Genomic DNA, 23,915 nt, shown 5'->3' with positions numbered 1-23,915 from the left:
ACCGCTCTGAGCGGCGCCACGGCCGGCTCACGGATGCCTAGGGCGTGCCGAACCGCTGCACGAAGGCCCTCATGATGGTCGCCGGCTCGGTCACGCTGGAGGCGTCGATGGCGGCCATCACCTCGTCGTAGGCATCCGGTTGGAAGTAGCCGTTGTCGTGGTACACCCGCAGCCGGGTGAGGATGCCGGCCTGGGTGAGCTCGGGGTGGAACTGGGTAGCGTAGACGTTGTGGCCGATGCGGAAGGCCTGCACCGGGCAGTTCTCCCCCGTCGCCAAGAGCACCGCGTTGCTGGGCAACACCGTGCAGGCCTCCTTGTGGCCGACGAAGGCCTCGAAGGTGGCGGGGACCCGTCCGAACAGCTGGTCGTCGACGCCCGCAGGGGTGAGACTCACCAGGGTGGGCCCGGCCACCTCTGACCAGGTGTCGTCGACGACACCGTCGAGGTAGCTGCTGAGCAGGCCGATGCCGTAGCACGCGCCGAGAAAGGGATAGTCCTGCGCGACCACCTCGTCGAGGAGCCCGGCGAGTTCGCGCTCGACCCGGTGTTGCACCACGGACTTGGCGTCGTCGGGGTCGCTGGCGTTGAACGGGCTGCCGCCCACGATCACCCCGGAGTAGTGCGACAGCACGATCGGCGGCAACGGCGCGGCCTCGAGGCGCACGCGGTGCAGCTGGTCGGGGCGCAACCCCCCGGCGGCCAGGAAGCCGGCGTATTCGTCGTCGGCGGCTTCATCCTCGGAACGGGTGGCCAACAACAGAAAGGGCTTCACCGCCCCATGCTATCGGGGGCGGGTGGGCGAGCGGCGGATTCGCGCCTCCCTTCTGGCAGCGCCCGCCCAGCCTGTAGATTTGTATGGATGAACACTTCAGCCGAGACCAGCGCCATCGCCACTCCGTATGAAGACCTGCTGCGGCTGGTACTGGAAACCGGCGCCACCAAGGCGGACCGAACCGGGACGGGCACACTGAGCGTGTTCGGCGCCCAGTTGCGCTTCGACCTCTCGAAGGGCTTCCCGCTCGTCACCACCAAGCGGGTGCACTTCCCGTCGCTGGCCTACGAACTGCTCTGGTTCCTGCGCGGCGAGAGCAACGTGGGCTGGCTGCGCGAGCACGGCGTGAGAATCTGGAACGAGTGGGCCGACGAGCAGGGCGAACTCGGCCCGGTCTACGGCGTGCAGTGGCGCTCGTGGCCCACGCCGGACGGCGGCCACGTCGACCAGATCGCCCAGGTCATCGAGACCCTCAAGACCAACCCGGACTCCCGGCGCATCATCGTGTCGGCCTGGAACGTCGCCGACATCCCCGAGATGGCGCTGGCGCCCTGCCATGCCCTGTTCCAGTTCTACGTCGCGGACGGCAAGCTCTCCTGCCAGCTCTACCAGCGCAGCGCCGACCTGTTCCTCGGTGTGCCGTTCAACATCGCCAGCTACGCGCTGCTCACCCACCTGGTCGCCGCCCAGACCGGCCTCGAGGTGGGCGATTTCATCTGGACCGGCGGCGACTGCCACATCTACTCCAACCACCTCGAGCAGGTCACCGAACAGCTCAGCCGCGATCCGTACCCGGCACCGCAACTCAGAATCACCGCCGAGCGCGACAGCATCTTCGACTACGAGTTCGAAGACCTCGAGGTCGTCGACTACGTGCACCACCCCGCGATCAAGGCCCCCGTTGCCGTCTGAGCCGCCGGCGGATGCGTCGGCGGCGGATGCGTCGGCGTCCGCCGGCCGCTCACCCGTCAGCCTGATCTGGGCGCAGGCGGTGTCCGGGGTGATCGGCGATGCCGGCACCATCCCGTGGCATCTTCCCGAGGATCTGGCGCACTTCAAGGAGCTCACCCTGGCCGGCGCCGTGGTCATGGGCCGCCGAACCTGGGACTCGCTGCCGGAGCGGTTCCGTCCGCTGGCCGGTCGGCACAACATCGTGATCACCCGGCAACCGGATTGGGCGGCAGAGGGCGCCATGGTTGCGCACTCGCTGGCCGAGGCGCTGTCGGCAGCGGCCGACGCATCCGTCTGGATCATCGGCGGCGGTGAGATCTACCGGCAGGCGATGCCGCTGGCCGACCGACTCGAGGTGACCGAGGTCGACCTCGATGCGGCCGGTGACACCATCGCTCCCCCGGTCGATGCGGCCTTCAGCCAGACCGCCGCCACCGAGTGGCTCACCTCGCGTACCGGGCTGCGCTACCGCTTCGTGGGTTACCAGCGCCACCCCGCCTGACCTGCCCGAGGCGCCCGAGCTGCCCGAGCTGCCTCCACAGGCTCCGCACCCTCCGCGGGCTCAGGCTCCGCACCCTCCGCAGGTGAGTTGCCACTTGACGCCCCCTGGAGGCGCCCGAAGGGGCAGTAACTGGCAACTCACGAGATCGTGCCCCAGTGAGTAGCCGGTCGGCGCTGCAGGCGCGGCTGCGTGCGGAACTGGCCGGTGAGCACCAGCAGCACGATCACGACAGCCATCACGATCCAGGTCACCCAGCCGAGCGGGCCGGTAGCGACCGGGTCGGCGGAGGTGTTCGCGGCGACCACCAGCAGCAGGAACCCGGCCGCCGCATTGAACGCACCGTGGGCGAACACGGCCGGCCAGATCGAGCCGGTGCGTAGCCGCATCCAACCCAGCAGCACGCCGTAGAACATGCAGCCGCCGATCATCAGGCCGACCCCGAACAGGTTGGGCTGGCCGAAGTTGTAGCCGAGCAGGATCAGCGGGCTGTGCCAGAAACCCCAGACCACACCGGAGATGAGCAGGGCCGGCCAGGTGCCGAGCGGGCGCAGGCTCTGCAGCAGCCAGCCACGCCAGCCGATCTCCTCACCCAGCGCCAGCACACCGTTCAGCAGCGCCGCGAACGGGATCAACAGCAGCTGTACGAGCACGATCGCGCCCACCGGGATGGGCGAGTCGACGGTGCTGGCCGCCTGCAGCACCTGGGCGAACCCGGAGAAGTTCACCAGGTCGAGCTGCACCAGGCCCAGGGCCGCGGCCAGGAAGACGCCGACGATGACCAGCAGGGCGCTGCCGACGATGCCGAAGACGGTCATCCAGATGGTACGGCCGACCGGGCGCAGCGGCCACAGGCCCAGGTATTCGGCGATCGGGCGGGGTCTCGGTCGCTGCACCATGAACACCACGAACAGGGCGGCGATGCCCGGAGTGAACATGATCACCGGCAGCAGCAGAGCGGCGAGCGGGTTGGCGAGTCCGCTGCCGTCGAGCCACAGCGGCAGGGCGACGACCCAGGCCAGGCCGCACGCCAGCACGATGAACACCACCACCGCGGTCCAGGGCACCGTGGCCGGCACGATGTCACTCTGGTCACGCGCGGATGCTGACGCCTGGTCGCTCTGGATCGGTGCACTCATGCCTGCCACGCTAACCATCCCGCCACCCAGGGACATCCCCCGCGAGACGGAGTCCGGTCGTGAGCACCTCGCGAAAGCGGCGCTGTGGTCACTTCGCGCACGCAGAGACAGCCACACGGCCGCTCTCGCGAAAGAGCAGCAGCGCCACTCGCGAGCCGCCGCACCGCCACCTCAGGGATCGTGGCGGGCCCGGCTGGGCTGCACGCGCGGCGGCTCCCCCGGCATCTTGGGATAGTCCGGCGGGAACGGCAGCTCGCCCAGTCCCGCCTCGAGGTCGCGTTCCCACCACTGCAGCAGAACGTCGATCCGACCGGGGCTGGCGTGCATATCCGCCCACGGGTCGCCCGTGCGGCGCAACCGGTCCGGCACGGTCAGAATCGTGTGCGCCGTCGGATCGGTGGAGGCGAGTTCGTCCCAGGTGATCGGGCACGATACCGGGGCATGCGCCAGGGCTCGCGGGCTGTAGGCACCGGCCATGGTGCGGTCCCGGTTCGCCTGGTTGAAGTCCAGGAAGATGCGCTCGCCACGCTCCTCCTTCCACCAGGCGGTGGTGACGGTGGTCGGCATCCGTCGTTCGACCTCGCGGGCGGCCGCGATCACCGCGTGCCGCACCACCTGGAACTCGGCGGTGGGCTCGATGGGCGCGAAGACGTGCAAGCCGCGGTTGCCGCTGGTCTTGACGAACGCGGTGAGACCGGCCTCGGCAAGCACGGCGCGCAGCTCGACGGCCACCGGAATGGCGTCATCGAAATCGGTGCCCGGCTGCGGGTCCAGGTCGAGGCGCAGCTGGTCGGGGTTGTCGGTGTTCTCCGCCAGGGACGGCCAGGGGTGAAAGACCACGGTGTTCATCTGCACGGCCCAGACGGCGCCCGCCGGTTCGTCGATCACGAGCTGCGGATGCGTGCGCCCGCTCGGGTAGACCACGGGCACGGCACGCACGAACTCCGGCGCGCCCTTGGGCGGGTTCTTGGAGAAGAACTGCTCACCGTCGATGCCGCCAGGGAAGCGTTGCAGCGACACCGGCCGGTCGCCGTTGGCGGCGACGAATGCCTCCCCGACGGCCACGATGTACTCGGCCAGGTCGAGCTTGGTGATGCCGACATCCGGCCAGAGCACCCGCCCGGGGCTGGACACCCGCATTGTCCTGTCACCGTGTGGTCCGCCGACAACGATCTCCGTGGCATCCGCGCTCATGCCGCCCACCCTAACCCCGTCGAGCCCCGAAAATCCGGCGATTCTCGGGGCGCTCACGGTTCGCAGGCTAGACAGTGTCGCTGGAGGCGGCACCGCGGGGGGCATCCGCTGTCACATCGGCGGGGGCGCCCGCGATGTTCACCATCCAAGCCACGCCGAATCTGTCGACGCACATGCCGAATTTGTCGCCCCAGGGCGCGACCTCAAGCGGCATCGTCACCGAGCCGCCGTCGACCAGTCTGTTCCAGTAGCCGCTCAGTTCGGCCTCATCCGCGTTGTCGCCGCTGAGCGACAGCGAGAAATTGTTGCCGGGCTTGTACTCCATGCTGTTGGGCGTGTCCGACGCCATCACCGACATGCCGTTCGGCGTGGTCAGGCTCGAGTGCATGGTCTTGTCCTGCTCGCTCGGGTCCTCGCTGGCCTGGAACTCGGCGAATGTGCTGCGGGTGAGTTCGCCGCCGAACACCGACTGGTAGTACTCCATGGCCTCCTTGGCGTTGTCACGAAAACTCAGGTACGGGTGCAGTTGCGTGCTCATCGTCGCTCTCCTTCTGTGCCGTGGTTGTCAGTTACCCGACGATTATCGACCCGGATGCCACCGCACGCGAGAGAAAGAATGGCCCCAGCCATCCGGTCGGATACGCTTGCCGCAATCGCCACGAGCAGGCATCGATCTCGCGGGCACACTCCACCGAAGGGCCGCCATGGACCACGTCGCCACGATCGTCGCCGACATCCACGCCACCAAACCAGAGGCCCTCGCGGTCATCGCCGCGACCCTGGATGCGCCGGTGCAGGGGGCGCACACCGCGCATGCCTTCGTGGCGCTGCCACACGGCGGCCGGGTCGAGGTGGAGATCCCCAAGTTCGGTGAGGCCCCTCCCCTGGCCATCGACATCCACGACCCCAGGGGCGCAGCCCAGGCTCGTGCGGCCGCGCAGTCACTGCTCGACCTGCTCGCAGACGCCACGGCCTGGCCGCTGCACCACCTGCACGACTGAGCGATCCGGGACACGGATCGCCAACTCCATGCGTACGCACGGGATTTTCCCGTAGCGTGGAGCCATGAGCAATCTCACTCCCAGTACGCTGCGTCCGAGTTACGTGGAGCCCGGCAAGGACTTCGACCGCGACACCAATTACATCGAGGACCGCATCACCCGCGACGGCCGCGACGGCTGGCCCGTCGAGCCCGGCCGCTACCGCCTGGTGGCCGCCCGCGCGTGCCCCTGGGCCAACCGCACCGCCATCGTGCGCCGCCTGCTCGGCCTGGAGAAAGTCATCTCGCTGGGTCTGCCCGGCCCCACGCACGACAAGAACAGTTGGACCTTCGACCTCGACCCCAACGGACTCGACCCGGTCCTCGGCATCGAGCGCATTCAGGATGCCTACTTCGCGCGTTTTCCCGATTACCCACGCGGCATCACGGTGCCGGCGATCGTGGATGTGCCCTCCGGGAAGCTCGTGACCAACAACTACCCGCAGATCACCCTCGACTTCGAGTCAGAGTGGGTGGACTACCACCGGCCTGGCGCCCCCGACCTCTACCCGGAGGCACTGCGCGCCGAGATCGACGAGGTCGCCGAGCTGATCTTCCACGATGTCAACAACGGAGTGTACAAGTGCGGGTTCGCCGGCAGCCAGAAGTCCTACGAGCGGGCCTACGACACCCTGTTCGCCCGGCTGGACTGGCTTGAGGAACGCCTGACCACTCAGCGTTACCTCGTCGGCGACACCATCACAGAGGCCGACATCCGCCTGTTCACCACGCTCGCGCGATTCGACGCGGTCTACCACGGCCACTTCAAGTGCAACCGCAACAAGCTCAGCGAGATGCCGGTGCTCTGGGCCTACGCCCGCGACCTGTTCCAGACCCCTGGCTTCGGTGACACCATCGACTTCGACCAGATCAAGAAGCACTACTACGTGACGCACGGCGACATCAACCCCACCGGCATCGTGCCCAAGGGGCCGGATGCGTCGGTGTGGCTCACCGCGCACGGCCGTGAGGCCCTCGGCGGCCGTCCCTTCGGCGACGGCACCCCGCCGGAGGCGCCCCTGCCGAACGAGCGGGTCCCGGCCCTGTAGGGAGACAGCGGTACGGCGCCCGGCACGTCGGCGGGTCTCCCGGCGTGCCCGGCCCGACATCAGGCCAGGTGGTCAGACCTGGTCGTCAGCCCAGGTCGCGCCGGCGGATGCGCTCCAGCTCGTCGGCGATGCCGATGTCGGCCACGACCACCCGGCCGGCGTACGCGGCGGCGGGATGCTTCAATAGTCCGGCCTTGCAGCCGCCGAAGGTCACGGTGAGATCGGCGCGCAACACAGTCGCATCCGGCACACTGCCGTCGTCCACGCCGATGCCGCTGGGCAAGTCGACCGCCACCACGAGGGGCGGATGCCCCGGGTCCAGCACCGGCAGGATCGCCGCCACGGTGTCGTGCGCGGGTCCGCGCAGCGCCGGACTGTCGCTGGTTCCGGTGCCCAGGATGCCGTCGAGGATGAGGTCGGCCGATCGGGCCAGCGCGGCGACGACGTCGGCGGGTTCACCGACGGGGCGCAGATCGGCTCCGCGCGCGAGCACCGCCTCGAGCGCCTCCCGGTGCACCCGCGTGCTGGTCGGCAGGATGCACAGGGCGGCGCCCTGCTCGGCCAGCAGGTCGGCGGCGTAGAGGGCGTCTGCGCCGTTGTTGCCGGCCCCGGCGAGCACCAGTATCCTGACGCCGGCCACTCCCCCGGTTCGGCCGCCGAGCAGGGCTTCCGACTCGCGCGCCAGGGCCGCCGCCGCTCGGTGCATCAGCGGAACACCCCGTGCCAGGAATGGGGCCTCGGCCTCGTGGACCTGGGCGGCGGTGTACGTGGGCATGGGCGGGGTGGGCACGCCGCCACCCTACGCCGCCGGGAGGGTGGGCAGCCGTCGCGCCCAGCATTCGGTCAGACCCGGATATACCCCATGGGGTATTGTGGGATCTCCAGGCCGGTCGGCCTGGCCCACCAGAAGGAGACCCCATGTGCCGAGCCGTGACCTGTAAGACCTGCGGAAAAACCACCTGGGCCGGCTGCGGCCAGCACGTCGACCAGGTGATGCGCGGGGTGTCCCGCACCGACCGCTGCGCCGGTCACGAGAAGGAGGCCTCCTCCGGCGGATTCTTCTCCCGGCTGTTCTCCCGGAGCTAGCCGGCAGCCCGACCGGAGGAGCACATCCGTTCATTCGGTGACCCCGCCTGACTCACAGTCCTAGGCTGGGGTCATGGATGCCTCCAGGTCGACACCGCTGCGGCCGATACTCACGCTCACCATCAACCCCGCCCTCGACGTCAGCACTTCGACGGAAAACGTGGTCAGTGAGCACAAGATGCGCTGCGGGCTCTCCCGCCTCGACCCCGGTGGTGGTGGCATCAACGTGTCGCGGGTCATCCAGCGACTGGGCGGCCAGACCCTGGCCATCTACGCCGCCGGCGGACCGACCGGCGAGGCCTATCGGCGGCTCATCGAGGCCGAGGGCATCCCCACCGTGGTGGTGCCGATTGCCGGCAGCACCCGGGAGAGCTTCACCGTCGACGAGACCGGCACCGGCAAGCAGTTCCGTTTCGTGCTGCAGGGGCCCGAGGTCACCGAGACCGAGTGGCGGGCCTGCCTCGCCCGGGTCGCGGCGGCAGTTCCGCACGGCGGCTACTTCGTGGCCAGCGGCAGCCTGCCGCCTGGTGTTCCCGATGATTTCTACGCCAGGGTTGCCCGTCTGGCCCACGCCCAGGAGGCCCGCTGCATAGTGGATGCGTCCGGCCCGGCCCTGGCCGAAGCCCTCGCAGAGGGCGTCTTCCTGGTCAAACCCAGCGCACGTGAGCTGGGTGAGCTGGTGGGCTCGACCCTGGACACCGAGGAGAGCCAGATCACCGCCGCGAGTGCCCTGGTCTCGCGCGGATCCGCCGAGTACGTGGCCCTCACGCTCGGCGGCGAGGGTGCGGTACTCGCCTCGGCCGCCGGCGTGCTGCGCCTGGCGGTTCCGCGGGTACAGGTGCAGAGCACCGTGGGTGCCGGCGACAGCTTTCTGGCCGCCTTCGTGTTGCGCATCGTCCAGGGCCACGACGCACCCGCGGCCTTTCGCGCCGCCGTTGCCGCCGGCAGCGCCACGGCGATGACGCCCGCCACCGAGCTCTGTCACCGGGAGGACGTGGAGCGCCTGGAGGCCGAACTCGCCCTGCTGCCGGCCTGAGCGGCCTGTCGGTCGGCGAGCTTAGTCTTGGTCACATGAAGCTGACCAGAATCGACGCTCCCGATCGAAGCTTTTCACGCTGGCTCACCGATGAGGAACTGGGCCAGGTGCTGGCCGCGAGCCGCGGTTGGCGCCTCGGCAGCGACGGCAGTGTGGTGGCCGGCTCGGTGCGCAAGACCACCATCGCCCCGTCACTCTCGGCGCTGGGTGCGGCGGCGACCGCCAATCGTTGGGTGAGCCGACCCGCCCAGGCGGGCAGCGACGGTAGCGGGCCGACCCACATGATGTGGGGCGTGTTCGAGGCCCGCACCGACGCCGAAGTGGCGGCCCTGGTGGCAGGGACCCTCTGACCCACCGCACCGTCACGCGCCATTGACCCGGTGATCAATGTAGGCTGGGCGGCATGACGCTCCTTGCTCCGCAGAAGTCCCGCACCACCGTTCTCCGCACCGTGTTCCGCCTCCTGCTCGGCGTCGCCCTGCTCCTGGCCGGTATCAGCCACCTCACCGTCAACCGTGAGGCGTTCCTCGCTCAGGTGCCCACCTGGTTGCCGCTCGAGGGTGACTTCGTGGTCGTGGCCTCTGGAATCGTCGAGATCATCCTGGGCGCGGCACTGCTCGTGCTGGGTCGCTATCGCGTGCAGGTCGGCTGGATCGTGGCGCTGTTCTTCATCGCCATCTTCCCGGGCAACATCTCCCAGCTCGTCACCCAGACCGACTCGTTCGGGCTCAACACCGACCTCGACCGTACCCTCCGGCTCTTCTTCCAGCCCGTGCTCGTGCTCTGGGCACTCTGGTCAACGGGCGCCTGGAAGGCGTTCCGCGAGTACCGCGCGAAGAAGCGCGGCTGACCGTGGGCGGACCCAAGCTGCCCGAACAGGAACGCTGCGACACGATCCTCGCCGCCGCGTACCAGATCGCCCTCACCGAGGGGCTCGACGCCGTCACCGCGCGTCGCGTCGCCACAGCGGCGGGAATCTCCTCCGGCCTGGTCTTTTTCCACTTCCAGTCCAAGGACGGCCTGCTCCAGGCGCTGCTCGACGTGCTCCTGGACGGCACCCTCGACGCGCTGACCGATCCAGCCCTGGCCGCCCTGGCCCCGTGGGACCGGCTCGAGCGGATGATCAGGGTCGAGCTCGACCGGCTCGTGCAGTATCACGCCGGCGTGGAGCTGCTCTTCGCGTTCTACTTCGCCCGCCGCGACGAAGTGTTCCGTGCCCGCATCGAGGCCTCCTTCGGCCGCTACCACGACGCGTTCCTGCCGGTCTGCCGCGAGGCGGTCGGCACCGCGGTGCCCGTGGGCTCCGGCAGCACGATCGCCACCACCGGCGCACCCGGCGCACCCGGCGCACCCGACGCACCCGACGCACCCGACGAGAGTGCCGGCACGCGCGCAGGCAGCCCGGCCGGTGGCGTCTCGGCCGACGACCTCGCCACGAGCGTTGTCGCGCTCATCCAGGGCGCATCCATCCAGGCCATCCGCAACCCGGCGGCGGTCGATCCCGAGGCGCTGCTCGCGACCGTCCGGGCGCTGCGCCCACGGCCCGCCGAGAGGTCATAGCCCCGTCAGTTGCCAGTTGCGGCCCACTCGCCGGCTCCCAAGGGGCGCCACGTGGCACGTCACCCCGAGGAGCGCCCGCGGGTGGCAGCGCGGCCTGCGCCGACTTGCCGCATAAACCCCCTTCAGCACCCGCGAAACGGATGTTTGCGCGAAGTCGACGAAGCGGCCTGCGCCGACGTGCCGCAAAAACCCCCTTCGGCGCGCGTGAAGGGGGTCTTTGGGCGAAGTCGGCGACAGGTGTGCGGGTGCGACGGCGCGACGGCGCGGCGCCCTGGCGCTACGCCAGATCGCCCAGCCCGGCGGGCAGCGGGCCGTCGCTCACCAGGTACAGGCGCTGGGTGGCGCGGGTCATAGCCACGTAGAGCGCCCCGGCGCCGCGTTCGGATGCGGCCACAATCGCGGTCGGGTCCACCACGATCACGGCATCGAACTCGAGGCCCTTGGAATCCTGCGGGGTGAGCAGCGCGACGTCCCGCAGCAGGCCGACGGCTCCGCGACCGACGATGTCACCGAACTCGGCGGTGAGCAACGCGGCGAGAGAGTCGATCTGCTCCTCCACCACGATGACCGCCACGGTTCCGCCCACACCCAGGGCCCGTTCGCGCCGCAGGGCGGCAACGGCATCCGTGAGCACCTCGACCGGCCAGTCGCTGGCCCGCACGGTGCGGGATGCGGTGATCGGCAGGCCGTGGGCCACCGCCATGGTCTCTGCGGCCTCGGCGATCTGGCTGGGCGTGCGGTAGTTCACCGTGAGCTCCTCCAGACGCCAGCGGTCGGCCTCGAACGAGGCCTCGAGCACGGGCGCGAGGGCCTCCCGCCAGCTGTCCGCAGCGGCGGCAGCGGCGGCCTGGGCGATGTCGCCCACGATGGTGAATGAGCGGCGCGGCCCGCGGCGCATGAGCAGCCGCCACTGCATCGGCGAGAGTTCCTGCGCCTCGTCCACGATCACGTGGCCGTAGGTCCAGCTGCGGTCCAGCGCCGCCCGCTCTGCGGTGGTGGCCCGATCGCCCAGCTCGGCGAAGTTGTCAGCCAGGGCCTTCGCGTTCACGAGCCCCTTGACGTCCATGTTCTTGATCGCCAGCTCGGCGTTCTCGATGTCGCGCTTGCGCTGCTCCTTGGCCTCACGCTTCTGCGCCGCGTCGACGGCGCTGTACTCGCCGAGGTGCTCCGCGGCCTCGTCGAGCAGCGGGATGTCGGCGATGGTGAACTCGGCGTCGCGCGGCCGGTGCAGCAGGGCGCGCTGCGCCGCACGCCAGCGCGGGGTGAGTTCTTCGAGCCACTGCGGCCGGGCGTAGAGGTCTTGCACGAGCTTCTGCGGGGTGAGCGGCAGCCAGGCGGTGTTCAGGGCCACGCGCACGTCGTCGGCCAGGCGCAGGTCCTCGCGCAGCATCGGCAGGTCGGTGTCGTCCATCGACCTGCCCTGCCGCTGCAGTTGCTCGAGCCATTCCCTGGCCAGCGCGTTGAGGGCTTGCTTGACGAAGACCACCCTGGCCTCGTTGTGCGGCTTGCCGCCGGCACGGGCCCGGTGGATGGCGGACTCGATCAGCTGGGGTTTGAGCACCAGGGTGTCGCCGTTCACGAGCAGTTTCTGGCTGGTGGCCGGCACCTTCTGCCGGCTCTTCACTGCCCGGGCGATCAGGTCGGCCATGAGGGTCTGCCCCTTGAGCGCGGCGACGGCGGGGGCGTCCTCGTGGCTGGCCTCGACGCCGGGGAACAGCTGGCCCACCGAGGCGAGCACCACTCCGGTCTCGCCGAGGGACGGCAGCACGGCCTCGATGTACTGCAGGAACGACGTGGACGGGCCCACGATGAGCACGCCGGCGTTCTGCAGCCGATCGCGGTGCGTGTAGAGCAGGTACGCGGCGCGGTGCAGGGCCACGGCGGTCTTGCCGGTGCCCGGCCCGCCCTGCACGACGAGAACGCCGTTCAGCTCAGAGCGGATGATGCGGTCCTGTTCGGCCTGGATCGTCGAGACGATGTCACTCATGTGCCCGGTGCGCTGGGCGGTGAGCGCCGAGAGCAGCGCCCCCTCACCCTGGTGCAGGTTGGCGGTGTCGCCGTCCAGCAGCGCGGCATCCAGGATCTCGTCTTCGATGCGGATGATGCGACGGCCGCTGGAGAGCAGGTGCCGGCGGGAACGGGCGCCGAGCGGCGTCGCGGCGGTGGCCTGGTAGAAGGCGCTGGCCTGCGGCACCCGCCAGTCGAGCAGGATCGGCTGCAGGTTCTCATCGCGGAGGCCCACTCTGCCGATGTAGCGGTAGACGGGCGCGCCGTCCTCCTCCGGGGCCGTCTCCAGTCGGCCGAAGGCGAGGCGGTCGTCCACCTCGCGCAGCTGCACGATGCGGTCCTCGTAGGTGCGGGCGAAGGTGTCGCGTTCGGAGCGGGACTGGTGGTTGCCGCCGACGTCAAGCATCCGCACGGCCTTCAGCTGGGCCTCGGCTTCACGCTGCAGCTCGTCCAGGCGCGCGTACAGCGTCGCGACGTAGTCCTGTTCGCGCGCGAGCTCCTGATCAACCACTCAAACACCCCTCAAATCAAACGATCAGTTTAGCCGCGAATGACCTGAACGGATGCCGGGACCCGGCCGGCACCCGCGAGAAACGGATGCCGGCCTGGGCCTGTCGCTGCCCGGTGCGTGACGGGGAGCCTCGATGGCCGGCGCTATGCCGCCACCGGTAATCCGGCCGGCTCGGCCGCCACGCGCAGGGCGCCGTCGACGACAGTCACGGCCACCGCTCCCCCGGCACCGAGCTCAGAGGCCACCAGCAGATCGGCGATGCGATCGTCGAGCTCACGCTGGATGACCCGGCGGAGCGGCCGGGCGCCGTACTCCGGCTCGTAGCCGTGCTCGGCGATCCAGTCCACGGCCGCGTCGCTCACGGTGAGGTCGTGGCCCTGGGCCTGCAGCCTGACCTCGGTCTGGCCCAGCAGCAGTCGCACGATCTGGCGCAGTTCGGGCTGATCGAGCTTGCGGAACAGCACGACCTCGTCGATCCGGTTGAGGAACTCCGGCCGCATGGCCTCGCGGAGCTTGCCCATCACCCGGTCGCGCAACGCCTTTTCCGAACCGAAGCCGTTGTGCGCGCCGTCCAGATCGGCCGTGAAGCCGAGGGCGCCGCTGCGGCTGGCAAGCACCTCAGAGCCGATGTTCGAGGTCATGATGATGACCGTGTTGCGGAAGTCCACCGTGCGACCCTGGCCGTCGGTGAGGCGGCCGTCGTCGAGCACCTGCAGGAGCAGGTTGAAGACATCCGGGTGCGCCTTCTCGATTTCGTCGAGCAGCACCACCGAGTACGGGGTGCGCCGCACGTGCTCGGTGAGCTGGCCGGCCTCGTCGTAGCCGACGTAGCCGGGAGGGGCGCCGACCAGACGGCTGACGGTGTGCCGCTCGCCGAACTCGCTCATGTCGAAGCGGAGCATGGCCTTCTCGTCACCGAACAGCGACGCGGCCAGCGCCTTGGCCAGTTCGGTCTTGCCCACGCCGGTGGGGCCGAGGAAGAGGAAGCTGCCGACGGGCCGGTTCGCGTCGCCCATGCCGGTGCGGTTGCGGCGCACGGCCTTGGCGATCACGGTCACCGCGTCGTCCTGCCCGATGACCCGCTGGTGCAGGTCGCCCTCGAGCGTGGCGAGGCGTTCCCGGTCGCCAGCGGTGAGGCGGCTGGCCGGGATGCCGGTGGCGCGGGCGATGATCCAGGCGATCTCGGCCTCGTCCACCACGGCTGACGGCGCAGGCAGGGTGGAATCCTGGTCGGCCTCTGCGGCGGCAATGGTCGACGCCAGCTGCTCGGCCTCGTCGCGGAGGCGCGACGCGTCCTCGTACGCCTCGGCGGCGACGGCGACGGCCTTGGCGGTTTCCAGGCCGGCCTGCTTTTCGCGCAGGCCCTCGATGTCCACCCGGGAGCCGAGCGCGAGGCGCGCGCGGGCGCCGGCCTGGTCGATCAGGTCGATGGCCTTGTCGGGCAGGAACCGGTCGGGGATGTACCTGGCGCTCATTTCGACGGCGGCGCGGATGGCCGCATCCGTGTAGCGCACCGAGTGGTGCTCGGCGTAACGACCGGCGAGGCCGGCGAGGATCTGCACGGCATCGTCGATGCCGGGCTCGCCGACCTTCACGGGCTGGAAGCGCCGTTCGAGGGCCGGGTCCTTCTCCACCTTGCGGTACTCGGTGAGCGTGGTGGCGCCCACCACGTGCAGTTCACCGCGCGCCAGTCGGGGCTTGAGGATGTTGCCGGCGTCCATGCCGCCCTCGCCGGAGCCGCCGGCGCCGACGACGGTGTGCAGCTCGTCGAGGAAGACGATGATCTCGTCGCGGCGTTCGCTGATCTCGTCCATGGTCTTGGTCAGGCGTTCCTCGAAGTCGCCGCGGTAGCGGGTGCCGGCGAGCATGGCGGGCAGGTCGAGTGCGATGACGCGCTTGCCGCGCAGTTGTTCTGGCACCAGTCCGTCGACGATGGCCTGGGCCAGGCCCTCGACCACGGCGGTCTTGCCCACGCCGGCCTCGCCGATCAGCACCGGGTTGTTCTTGGTGCGCCGGGAGAGGATCTCGACGGTCTGTTCGATCTCGTCGCTGCGGCCGATCACCGGGTCGAGCCTGCCGGAGCGGGCGCGCTCGGTGAGGTCGATACCGTAGGTGTCGAGCATCGGGGTGTCGGATGCTCCGGCCTGGCCGGCGGTTGTGGCCTGGCCCTCATCGGTGTCGTCCTGCTGGGCACCGGCCTGGAGGGACTCGGCGGTGACACCGGCCGCGGCCAGCACCTGGGCGGCCGGGGCATCCTGGTTCACCACGAAGGCGAAGAACAGGTGCTCTGGATCGATGTAGGTGGAACCGAAGGCGCGGGCAACCTGGTGCGCGTCCAGTAGGGCGCGCTGGGCCGACGGCGTGAGCGCAGGCGACGAGGTGGCCTGCTGGTCGCTGGACTCTGGCAGGCGCTGGTCGGCGGCGGTCACGATGGCGGCGGGGTCGCCACCGGCACGGCGGATGGCCGAGGCGGCGGGCTCCTGCTCCACCATGACTCTGAGCAGGTGCAGGGCGTCCACGTGGGCGTGGCCGTGGTCGACGGCGAACTGGGCCGCCTGCACGAGAAGCTCGTGGGTGCGGCGGCTGAGCAGCCGGGTGATCTCGATGGGACGGCCGGACTGAGCCTGGCGCTGGCCCTGCAGGTAGCGGGCCAGGAACTCGTCGAATGATCCGTTGTCGGATCCGGCCGGGCCGAAGTATGTAGGCAAGGAAACCTCCTGGTGGAATCTCAACGAGGACGTTCCAAACTTGAGCGCCCTCGACTCAACTCAACGCCTGGGCTCCGGTTTCATTCCCGTCCGATGCTGAGATTCCCCTGACCGCCCAGACGAACCGTTCGGAAAGCCCTGAACACGGGGCCTGGGGCGTGGGTCACGGTTCGCGACGGGGAGGGTCAGGAGGTGAGAGTGCCGCACTCTGGGGCGGCACGGAAGGCCTGGCCAAGGGTGCTGGAGGTGTCTCGAGCTGCCGTACTGATGGTCTGTGCCGTGGCACCGAGGTCGGTGAGCACGTCGCTGGTGTCACCGACGAGCGTCGCCAATGCGTCGATCCTGGCCGCTCCGCTGGTTCCCTCCACCCGACCGGCACTGGTCTGCAGGGCGGTGAGGGACTGGTTGACGGAGTCGATCGAGTCCTGCACCGCGGCCAGTTCAGGGTCGTCGCCGAGATTCTCCGGCGGGGACTTCACGGTGTCGACCAGGGCGGCGACCGAGTCCGAGACCGTGTTCATCTGATCCGACACCGCCGTACCCACCGAATCCCCGCCGGTGGCCGCCGCCGTGGCCAGGCCCTGCACGTCGGTCTGCAGGGTCGAGACGTCACCGCAGACGGTGCCGGCCCAGGTGACCTGCGCGTCGGTCGGCGGCGAGGCGGTCTGGCCGGCCGAGGGTGTGGCCGACGGGCTGGCCGGTTCCGAGGCGGCCGGCGCGGACCCGGTCGGCGACGGATCGGTACCGGCGCCGGCCGCGCATCCGGTCAGTAGCACCAGCACGGCCAGCGCCACCAGGGGTTTTTTCACGGGTGCTGCTCCTTATCGATCCGTCGTCACTGGGTGTCCATCTCTGAGTCGAGTTGGATGGCCAGGTCGAAGGCCTCGACGATCTTGCGCGCGGAGGACAGCAGTCGCGGCGTGCCCACGATCGGGGCGACCGCCACGAGCACGTCCTCGACGTCGTCCACGGTCAGCCCCACGTCGGCCGCAGGGCCGATGTGCATGAAATACGATCCGACCGGCGCGTCAACGGCCACCAGCGCTGCGATCCTGGCGATCATCAGCGTGCGTGGGTCCAGATCGGTGCGGGCCAGCGACACGGCGTTGATCTCGGCCGCCGCATCCAGTATCGGTGTTGTTCCTGTTGCCATGACTCTCGCTCCATTTCCGGGGCGGTGCCCCGTCCGGTTTCTCGATCAGGGCCGGCGCACCGAAGCGCGCCCGCCTCACGCCGCAGACGGTAGCAATCAATCGGTGTGCAGCCGCTGAAGAGGAGCTGGAATCGTCCGATCCGGGTGAGGCCGGCTGGCCGGGCCGGCTCAGTCGCGCTCGAGCTCCCTGGCGAGGGATTCCAGCTCTGCTCCGCCGGCCATCAACCGGGTCAGTTCGTCGACGCTGATGCCGGTGCGGTCGTATTCGCCCAGGCTGGCGCCACGGTTGAGCACCAGAAACCTGTCGCCGACCGGGTAGGCGTGGTGCGGGTTGTGCGTCACGAACACCACGCCCAAGCCGGTGTCACGGGCGTGGGCCACGTAGCGCAGAACCACGCCGGCCTGCTTGACGCCGAGCGCGGAGGTGGGCTCGTCGAGGATGACGACCCTGGCGCCGAAGTAGATGGCCCTGGCGATCGCCACGGACTGCCGCTCACCGCCGGAGAGGGTGCCGATCGGCTGGTCGACGTCGCGCAGGTCGATGCCCATTCGGTGCAGCTGCTCGTGTGTGATGGCGCGCATCTCCCGCGCCCGCAAGCGCGCGAACGGGCCGACCCCTGCGGTGAGTTCGGCGCCGAGGAAGAAGTTGCGCCAGACCGGCATCAGGGGAACCACCGCGAGGTCCTGGTAGACCGTGGCGATGCCGGCGTCGAGCGCCTGCCTCGGGCCGGTGAAACGGATGGCGCGGCCGTCGAGCAGCAGCTCCCCCGTGGAGTGCGGGTGCACGCCGGCGAGCACCTTGAGCAGTGTCGACTTGCCCGCGCCGTTGTCGCCGAGCACGCAGAGCACCTCCCCTGCGCCGACCGAGGTGGAGATGTCGTCGAGGGCGATCACCGATCCGTAGCTCTTGCCCAGCCCGCGCACCTCGAGAATCGGTGCAGCCGTGGTTCCGGCCCCGCCGCTCACGCGCGCACCCCGGCCTGGCGGCGCACCGACAGGTTCACGAGCACCGCGAGCAGCAGCATCCCGCCGAGGAAGGCCTTGAGCCAGTTGTTGTCCCACTGGGCGAAGACGATGCCCTGCAGGATCATGCCGTAGATGAGAGCACCCAGCGCGGCGCCGATCGCGGAGCCATAGCCGCCGGTGAGCAGGCTGCCGCCGACGACGGCGCAGATGATGTAGATGAACTCCTGGCCGATGCCCGTGGTGGCCTGCACCGTGGCCACGTCGAAGAGGCTGAGCATGCCCACCAGCCAACCGGCCGCCGCTGTGCCCATGAACAGGCCGATGCGGGTGCGCCTGACCGGCACACCGGTCTGCACGGCGCTCTGCAGCGCTCCGCCGATGGCGAAGATCCAGTTGCCGTAGCGGGTGCCGAGCAGCAGCCAGCTGGCCAGGGCGGTGATGCCGATCCACCAGAGGATCGACACCTTGAGGTCCAGGCCGAGCACCGGAATGGTGGAGCCGAAGATCGCCTTGCCGACCTCGAAGTCGGGTACCAGGATCATGTTCTGAATGGCCACCTGGCCGGTGACGAGCTTGGTGCCGGCCAGGTTGAGGCCCTGCAGGATGAAGAAGGTGGCCAGGGTCACGATGAAGCTCGGGATGCCGGTCTTCACCACCAGGAGTCCGTTGGCGGCGCCCACGGCGAGGGCGATCAGCAGCGCCAGGAGCATGGCGAACCAGAGGTTCATGCCCCACTGGGTGGTGAATGCGCCCACGAGCAGCCCGGTCGTGCCGGTCATGGCACCGGCCGAGAGGTCGAATTCGCCGCCGATCATGAGCATCGCCACGGCGACGGCCATGATGCCGAACAGCGAAGCGGAGTACAGCCAGGTGGCCGCGCCGGCCGGGGTGAGGAAGGAGGCCGTGGTGAGCGAGAAGTAGCCGAAGACGGCCAGGGCGGCGATGAGCGCCCCCATCTCTGGGCGGCGCAGCAGGCGGGCGAACGGATGCCTGCCGGCCATCCGCTCGTCGGTGCCTGGCCGTGCGGCGGCTGGGGCGACCGCCGTCATCGGGTGCCGTTGCCCGCGTAGGTCGCCACCTGGTCGGCGTTCTCCTTGGTGACGAAGCCAGGGCCGGAGTAGACCGGCTGGCTGCCACCCACGACGTTGCCGTTGGTGTGGAACAGTTCGAGGAAGGTGACCGGCAGGTAGCCCTGCAGGTACGGCTGCTGGTCGACAGCGAAGAGGATGCTGCCGTCGTTGATGAGGGTGGTGACGTCGGCGGAGACGTCGAAGGTGCCGATCTGGGCGTCGCTGCCGGCCTCGGCTGCGGCCTGGGCGGCGGCGACCCCCACCGCTGAGTTGAGGGTGAGGATCCCGTCGATCTCTGGGTCGGCCAGGAGGGCGCTCTTGATGGTGTTCTGGGCATCCGCGATGTTCGCGATGTCGACCTGCACGTTGCTCAGGCCACCGTCGAGGGTGTCGGCGGCTCCGGCGCAGCGGTCTTCGAGGCCGGCGTTGCCGGCTTCGTGGATGACGCAGATGACCTTCGTTGCGGATGCCTCGGCCAGCTGGCCGCCCGCGCCCTGCCCGGCCAGGTACTCGCCCTGGCCGACGTGGGTGATGGCGCCCACGGCGGCGGAGTCCTCTGCACCGGAGTTGATCGTGATGACCGGGACGTCGGCGGCGGCGGCATCCGCGAGCGCACCCCTGAGGCCGTCTGGGTTGGCCATCGACACGATGATGCCGTCGACGTCGGCGGCGATGGCGGTCTCGATGAGCTGGCTCTGCTTCTGCACGTCTGGGTCGCCCTGGTAGGTGACGGTGCTGCCGTAGAGGGCGCCGGCGCTCTCCGCACCGCTCTTCACGACGTCCCAGAAGGCGTCGCCCGGCACGGCGTGCACGACGAGAGCGTAGGTGCGGCCGGTGTCGGCGCCGGCGGCGGTGCCGGTGTTCGCGCCGGTGGTGCCGCCCGTCACGGGTTGGCCCGTGCAGGCGGTGAGGGAGATCAGGGTGAGGGCGGCGACGGTGCCGGCAACGGCCCAGCGGGCGGGAATTCTCGACACGGGTGCTATCGTCCTTCGATCGTGAGACCGGCGCAGGCCGGTGGCGCGCCTCTGCGGCGCAGTCCAGCTTATGCGTCTGGTTTACGCGTCAACGAACCGGTGCACGAAGCGTGGCCGAACCGACGCCGGGCCGAGACCGGTCGGGAACGGTCACGCGTCGCGGGCCACCTGCTCCAATCGGTCGTGATAGCCCGCCCACCAGTCCGCCTCCGCGGGGGGCAGATTGCTGTTGCCCTGCCGCATGCCGGCCGCGCCGTCGAGGAGTTCCCGCACGATGTCGGCGTGCCCGGCGTGCCGGTGGGTCTCGCTGATCAGGTGCAGCAGGATGCGGTGCAGCGTGACGGTGTTGCGGTCCTCCGGCCACCAGGCCACCCGGCCCAGGCCGTGCAGCGGCACGGTCTCGAGCGTGACCGCGGAGTGCGCCCAGACCCGGCGGTACAGCGCCACGATGTCGGCGCTGCGCTCGTCCAGGGTGGCCCACATGTCGGCGTTGTCCTCGGCATCGTCCTCCATCCAGGGCAGCGTCTCGGGGAACGGCCGGCCGAAGGTGTCGCCCAGATAGCCCGCCTCCACGCCGGCCATGTGCTTGACCAGGCCGAGCAGGTTGGTGCCGGTCGGCACCATCGGCCGCCGCAGGTCGTACTCGCTCAGCCCCTCGAGTTTCCAGAGCAGGGCGTCCCTGGCGCTCTGCAGGTAGAGACGAAGGTCAGCGGTCTGGTCAGCAGCGGTCATGTCGGCAGCGGTCTGGTCGGCAGCGGTCATGCCGACCAGCCTCGCAGATCGGCGAGAATGGGGAGATGAGTGCAGCCGGCGAGTTCGTGGACGCCACCCTGCAGAACGAGAGCACCTGGGAACGGGCGGAGGCCGACCTGCACCGCGTGGGCGGCACCGGGCTCGTCTTCTACGGGGCCTCCGTCGGGGCCGTGCGCGGCACCATCCGGGACGCCGGCCGCCGCTACCCGGGGCTCTGCCACGACGAGATCACGCTGCTCAGCAGCGAGCTGTGGGCGGAGCCGGTCTTCGAGCGCCGCCTCGCGGCCATCGTGCTGCTGCAGACCCACGTGCGCCTACTGCGCGCCTCCGACCTCACCCGCATCGAGGGTTTCCTGCGCCAGGCCGGGGTGCCCGCACTCATCGATCCGCTGGCGACGGATGTGGTGGCGCCCCTGATCACGGCGCTGCCCGCCGGTGCCCGCGGGCGTGCCCTGGCGGTGATCGGTCGCTGGGCGACGGAGCCCGGTGCCGGGCCGCGTCGGGCCGCCGAGCTGGTGCGAACGCGGCTCGAGCCGATCTGAGCCGATCGGCCGGGGTGGGGCGGCCGGGGCGGCTACACCGTGATGACGACCTTGCCCCTGAGGCTGCCGTCGGTGAGCCGGCGCATGGCCGTCGCCGCCTCGTCGAGGGGGGTAGACCCGGTCGATGACGGGCCGGATCGCACCCGTGTCGAGCAGACCGGCCAGGGTGTGCAGGTCTTCCTGGCGCACGGTCGAGACCAGGCCGGTGAGTTTCTGCGGCACGAACGGCGACAGCAACAGGGCCAGGAGGGATCGCTCGAACCCGCCGGTCACCCGGCCGCCGCCATCCCCGCCGATGATCACCAGGGTGCCGCGGCGGGCCAGGAGCCGGCGTAGCGACGACACCGACCGGTTGCCGCCGGTGTCGAGCACGAGGTCGTATCGCTCGCCAGAGCGGGTGATGTCGCCGCGGGTGTAGTCCACCGCCGCATCCGCCCCCAGCGACAGCACGTAGTCGAGCTTGGCGGCGCTCGCGACCCCGGTCACGTGCGCGCCAGAGCCGTGGGCGATCTGCACGGCGTAGCCGCCGACCGCTCCTGAGGCCCCGATCACGAGCACCCGCTGCCCCGGGCCGGCGGCCCGCAACGGGGCCAGGGCCTGCAACGCCGTGACGGCCGAGGTGGGCACCGCCGCGGCCTGCTCGAAGTTCAGCGCCGCCGGTTTGGGTTCGAGCTTGTCGGCGCCGGCGATGGTGAACTCGGCCAGGGATCCCTCGCCGACGCCGAAGACCTCGTCGCCGGGCCGAAATCGGGTGACGTCGATGCCGACGGCCTCGACCCGACCGGCGACATCCATACCCCGCACCCGGGTCTTCGGGGCGCGAAGCCCCACCGCGGCCCGTACGAGGTAGGGCTCACCGGTCATCAGGTGCCAGTCCCCCACGTGCAGGCTCGCCGCCACGACCCTGACGAGCACATCGTCGTCGCCCACGGCGGGCGTCTCGATCTCGGCGGGGTGCAGCACGTCGGCCGAGCCATAGCGGTCCTGAACGATGGCCCTCATGAAGGTCTCCAGACTGTCGGGGTGAGGCACGTGCCGTGGATACTGCGCTCGGTCAGGTTCGCGGCTGTCTAGCCCAGCCGGGCATCGTCGACCTCGTCGATTGAACACCCGAGCGGTCGGGAAGACCACCCTCGATTCCCCCGCGGCACGGCCGAAAAAAGTTCTCCACAACCCGGATTTTCACAACACAAGACTTCGATACTGAGCTATTCTCACTACATGCCCAGCATCGCAGCTGTATCCGCCCCCGACACCCCGCCGAAACCGGCCCTGGCCGCCGATTCGCTGGCCGGTTCACTGGCCGCCGCGGTGGTGCCGGTCGAGCGGTTGGGGGCCTGCAGCACCGACTACGACGCCCTGACGGATGCGGAGCTGCTCGCCGGTCAGCGGGACCTGGCCCGGCTGAGCCAGCTGGTCGAAACCCGCAAGGCGTGGCTGGCGAAAACCCTCGCGCACCGGTCCCGACCCGAGCTCGGTCAGCAGGGCCTCGCGGCCCAGCAGGGCTTCCTCTCCCCCGCCGAGCTGATCCAGAACTTCACCGGCTCCACCCGACACGACGCCCGCAAGCTCGTGGATGTGGGCCGGATGCTCGCCGACACCGAAGCGGCCGATGCGGCCGCGGAAGAGCAGGCGCGGCGGGTGCTCGACGGGACCGACGACCCGGGCGAAGCGGGCGCGCCACCCGGCCTCTTCGACCAGACCACCATCGACGCGGAGCCCGCCGCCCTGCCCTGGTACGCGCCGATCTCCCGTGCCGCCGCCACCGGCACCCTCTCCGTTGCCGCCGCGCACGCGATCCGCACCGGGCTCGGTGACATCGACGCCGTCGTCACCGCCGAGAAGCTCGCCGACGCCGTGCACACCCTGGTGCACGAGGCCACCCGGCTGACCGTGGACGAGCTGCTCAAGCGGGCGCGCCGGATGCGGGACAGCCTCGACGAGGCCGGCATCGCCGTGCGGGAGAAGAAGGCCTGGGACGACCGCTACCTGCGGGTCTGGAGAATCGATACCGGCCAGGTCCACGTGCACGGCCTGTTCCCGCCGGAACAGGGCCAATACATCCTGGATGTCTACGACAGCCTCACCGGCCCCCGCCGCGGCGGCGTGCGCTTCGTCGACCCCGACCGGGCCGCCTGGGCCAAAGCCGTGCAGGACGACCCGCGCAGCACCGACCAACTCACCGCCGACGGCTTCCTCGAACTGCTCAAGGCCGGCAGCACCGTCAACCCGGATCGGATGCTCGGCGGCCGCACCCCCGCCGTCCGCATCCTGACCACCGCGGCCCCGCACGCACCGGCCGCACCCACGGGCCCGGCCGCAGAGCCCGATCCGACCGCGGCCCTGGTCGCGATCCCCGACGGCACCGGCCACGGCTTCATCGAAGGCAACCCGACCCCGGTCTCCCAAGAGACCATCGACCGGATCATCTGCACCAGCGGCACCGTCGAGGTCAGCTTCGACACCGACGGCCAACCGTTGAATCTCGGGCGGGAAGAACGTATCTTCAGCCAGGCCCAACGACTCGCCCTGGCCGCCCGCGACGGCGGCTGCATGTGGGGCGAGTGCGACAAACCCCCCTCCCGCACCGAAGCCCACCACCTCGACCAATGGCTGCGCGACCACGGCAGCACCGACATCCGCTCGGGCATCCTGCTCTGCCCACCACACCACCTGCTGCTGCACAACCAGGGCTGGCAGATCTTCGAGAACCACGGCACCTACTGGCTCAGACCCCCGGCCGCGGTCGATCCCGGCCAAACCCTCATCCGACTGCACGGCAAAAGCCATGCCGCCCTCGAGCAGCACCCGCCCGACCAGCACTGAGCGGCACCCGCGTGTGACGACGCCAAGCCGGACTGCACGCACCGAAAGTGGTCCGTCAGATCGTCTGCAGTGCCGCTAGC

The 23,915-nt window shown here is 70.0% G+C and carries 24 protein-coding genes and 1 pseudogene; 11 read left to right on the top strand and 14 right to left on the bottom strand.

Annotated elements, in window-relative coordinates; all coding sequences use genetic code 11:
• Window positions 1–37: 37 nt before the first annotated feature.
• Window positions 38–772 carry a glutamine amidotransferase gene (locus tag K2F54_RS16270; protein ID WP_220606906.1) on the bottom strand — a complete coding sequence of 245 codons (735 nt, stop codon included), beginning with the start codon at window positions 770–772 and terminating at the stop codon, window positions 38–40.
• 87 nt (window positions 773–859) lie between these two features.
• Here K2F54_RS16270 and K2F54_RS16265 point away from each other — a divergent pair, with 87 nt between their 5' ends.
• Complete coding sequence (locus K2F54_RS16265) at window positions 860–1,684, top strand: thymidylate synthase (protein WP_255577209.1); 825 nt, start codon at window positions 860–862, stop codon at window positions 1,682–1,684.
• 61 nt (window positions 1,685–1,745) lie between these two features.
• Window positions 1,746–2,225: a dihydrofolate reductase gene (locus K2F54_RS16260; RefSeq protein WP_255577217.1), complete on the top strand. Its 480-nt coding sequence runs from the start codon at window positions 1,746–1,748 to the stop codon at window positions 2,223–2,225.
• 137 nt (window positions 2,226–2,362) lie between these two features.
• Here the strand turns inward: K2F54_RS16260 and K2F54_RS16255 are convergent, their stop codons facing one another.
• The 3 genes from K2F54_RS16255 to K2F54_RS16245 form a co-directional block, all read right to left on the bottom strand.
• Complete coding sequence (locus tag K2F54_RS16255; RefSeq protein ID WP_220606903.1) at window positions 2,363–3,361, bottom strand: CPBP family intramembrane glutamic endopeptidase; 999 nt, start codon at window positions 3,359–3,361, stop codon at window positions 2,363–2,365.
• A 171-nt stretch (window positions 3,362–3,532) separates the two neighbouring features.
• A complete protein-coding gene (ligD, locus tag K2F54_RS16250) occupies window positions 3,533–4,555 on the bottom strand; it encodes a non-homologous end-joining DNA ligase (RefSeq protein ID WP_220606929.1) in 1,023 nt (340 codons plus the stop codon).
• 67 nt (window positions 4,556–4,622) lie between these two features.
• Entirely contained in the window at window positions 4,623–5,093 is a 471-nt protein-coding gene (locus tag K2F54_RS16245) for a VOC family protein (protein ID WP_220606902.1), read from the bottom strand.
• A 166-nt stretch (window positions 5,094–5,259) separates the two neighbouring features.
• Here K2F54_RS16245 and K2F54_RS16240 point away from each other — a divergent pair, with 166 nt between their 5' ends.
• A complete protein-coding gene (locus tag K2F54_RS16240; RefSeq protein WP_220606901.1) occupies window positions 5,260–5,556 on the top strand; it encodes a hypothetical protein in 297 nt (98 codons plus the stop codon).
• A 64-nt stretch (window positions 5,557–5,620) separates the two neighbouring features.
• The gene (locus K2F54_RS16235; RefSeq protein WP_220606900.1) at window positions 5,621–6,643 is read left to right on the top strand and encodes a glutathione S-transferase family protein; all 1,023 of its coding nucleotides are present in this window, start codon (window positions 5,621–5,623) and stop codon (window positions 6,641–6,643) included.
• Window positions 6,644–6,728: 85 nt separating this feature from the next.
• On the opposite strand, the gene K2F54_RS16230 is transcribed toward K2F54_RS16235, so the two are convergent.
• Entirely contained in the window at window positions 6,729–7,433 is a 705-nt protein-coding gene (locus K2F54_RS16230; RefSeq protein WP_308287709.1) for an NAD(P)H-hydrate epimerase, read from the bottom strand.
• Between the two features lie 128 nt (window positions 7,434–7,561).
• Here K2F54_RS16230 and K2F54_RS16225 point away from each other — a divergent pair, with 128 nt between their 5' ends.
• The 5 genes from K2F54_RS16225 (at window position 7,562) to K2F54_RS16205 (ending at window position 10,325) form a co-directional block, all read left to right on the top strand.
• Window positions 7,562–7,729 (top strand): DUF8730 family Cys-rich protein, encoded by a 168-nt coding sequence (locus tag K2F54_RS16225; protein ID WP_220606899.1) that lies wholly within the window; start codon window positions 7,562–7,564, stop codon window positions 7,727–7,729.
• A gap of 73 nt (window positions 7,730–7,802) precedes the next feature.
• A complete protein-coding gene (locus K2F54_RS16220) occupies window positions 7,803–8,765 on the top strand; it encodes a 1-phosphofructokinase family hexose kinase (RefSeq protein WP_220606898.1) in 963 nt (320 codons plus the stop codon).
• Between the two features lie 35 nt (window positions 8,766–8,800).
• Complete coding sequence (locus tag K2F54_RS16215) at window positions 8,801–9,115, top strand: hypothetical protein (protein ID WP_220606897.1); 315 nt, start codon at window positions 8,801–8,803, stop codon at window positions 9,113–9,115.
• A gap of 53 nt (window positions 9,116–9,168) precedes the next feature.
• Complete coding sequence (locus tag K2F54_RS16210; RefSeq protein ID WP_220606896.1) at window positions 9,169–9,615, top strand: DoxX family protein; 447 nt, start codon at window positions 9,169–9,171, stop codon at window positions 9,613–9,615.
• Between the two features lie 2 nt (window positions 9,616–9,617).
• Window positions 9,618–10,325, top strand: coding sequence for a TetR family transcriptional regulator (locus K2F54_RS16205; RefSeq protein WP_220606895.1), 708 nt, complete (start codon window positions 9,618–9,620; stop codon window positions 10,323–10,325).
• A 277-nt stretch (window positions 10,326–10,602) separates the two neighbouring features.
• Here K2F54_RS16205 and K2F54_RS16200 read toward each other — a convergent pair whose 3' ends face one another.
• The 8 genes from K2F54_RS16200 to K2F54_RS16165 form a co-directional block, all read right to left on the bottom strand.
• Window positions 10,603–12,843, bottom strand: a complete 2,241-nt coding sequence (locus K2F54_RS16200) for a UvrD-helicase domain-containing protein (RefSeq protein ID WP_220606894.1) — start codon at window positions 12,841–12,843, stop codon at window positions 10,603–10,605.
• A 143-nt stretch (window positions 12,844–12,986) separates the two neighbouring features.
• Window positions 12,987–15,551, bottom strand: coding sequence for an ATP-dependent Clp protease ATP-binding subunit (locus tag K2F54_RS16195; protein WP_220606893.1), 2,565 nt, complete (start codon window positions 15,549–15,551; stop codon window positions 12,987–12,989).
• A 185-nt stretch (window positions 15,552–15,736) separates the two neighbouring features.
• The gene (locus K2F54_RS16190; protein ID WP_220606892.1) at window positions 15,737–16,360 is read right to left on the bottom strand and encodes a hypothetical protein; all 624 of its coding nucleotides are present in this window, start codon (window positions 16,358–16,360) and stop codon (window positions 15,737–15,739) included.
• Window positions 16,361–16,386: 26 nt separating this feature from the next.
• On the bottom strand, window positions 16,387–16,704 hold the full coding sequence (locus K2F54_RS16185) for a carboxymuconolactone decarboxylase family protein (RefSeq protein ID WP_220606891.1): 318 nt from the start codon (window positions 16,702–16,704) through the stop codon (window positions 16,387–16,389).
• A 168-nt stretch (window positions 16,705–16,872) separates the two neighbouring features.
• On the bottom strand, window positions 16,873–17,670 hold the full coding sequence (locus K2F54_RS16180) for an ATP-binding cassette domain-containing protein (protein WP_220606890.1): 798 nt from the start codon (window positions 17,668–17,670) through the stop codon (window positions 16,873–16,875).
• Complete coding sequence (locus K2F54_RS16175; RefSeq protein WP_220606889.1) at window positions 17,667–18,719, bottom strand: ABC transporter permease; 1,053 nt, start codon at window positions 18,717–18,719, stop codon at window positions 17,667–17,669. The genes K2F54_RS16180 and K2F54_RS16175 overlap by 4 nt, the downstream gene beginning before the upstream one ends.
• Window positions 18,716–19,714, bottom strand: a complete 999-nt coding sequence (locus K2F54_RS16170; protein WP_308287708.1) for a substrate-binding domain-containing protein — start codon at window positions 19,712–19,714, stop codon at window positions 18,716–18,718. The genes K2F54_RS16175 and K2F54_RS16170 overlap by 4 nt, the downstream gene beginning before the upstream one ends.
• A 150-nt stretch (window positions 19,715–19,864) precedes the next feature.
• Entirely contained in the window at window positions 19,865–20,476 is a 612-nt protein-coding gene (locus K2F54_RS16165) for a DinB family protein (protein ID WP_220606888.1), read from the bottom strand.
• 35 nt (window positions 20,477–20,511) lie between these two features.
• Here K2F54_RS16165 and K2F54_RS16160 point away from each other — a divergent pair, with 35 nt between their 5' ends.
• Window positions 20,512–21,009, top strand: a complete 498-nt coding sequence (locus K2F54_RS16160) for a DNA alkylation repair protein (RefSeq protein WP_220606887.1) — start codon at window positions 20,512–20,514, stop codon at window positions 21,007–21,009.
• Window positions 21,010–21,132: 123 nt separating this feature from the next.
• Here the strand turns inward: K2F54_RS16160 and K2F54_RS16155 are convergent.
• Window positions 21,133–22,011: pseudogene (locus K2F54_RS16155) on the bottom strand (NAD(P)-dependent alcohol dehydrogenase); the annotation flags it as partial.
• A gap of 219 nt (window positions 22,012–22,230) precedes the next feature.
• Between K2F54_RS16155 and K2F54_RS16150 the strand changes: the two are divergent.
• Window positions 22,231–23,835: a DUF222 domain-containing protein gene (locus K2F54_RS16150; RefSeq protein WP_220606886.1), complete on the top strand. Its 1,605-nt coding sequence runs from the start codon at window positions 22,231–22,233 to the stop codon at window positions 23,833–23,835.
• The last annotated feature ends 80 nt before the right edge of the window (window positions 23,836–23,915 follow it).

The organism is Cryobacterium inferilacus (assembly GCF_019599185.1).
Classification (GTDB): Bacteria; Actinomycetota; Actinomycetes; order Actinomycetales; family Microbacteriaceae; genus Cryobacterium; species Cryobacterium inferilacus.
The sequence above is the reverse complement of the archived record's forward strand: the minus strand, read 5'-3'. Positions and strand labels throughout refer to the sequence as shown.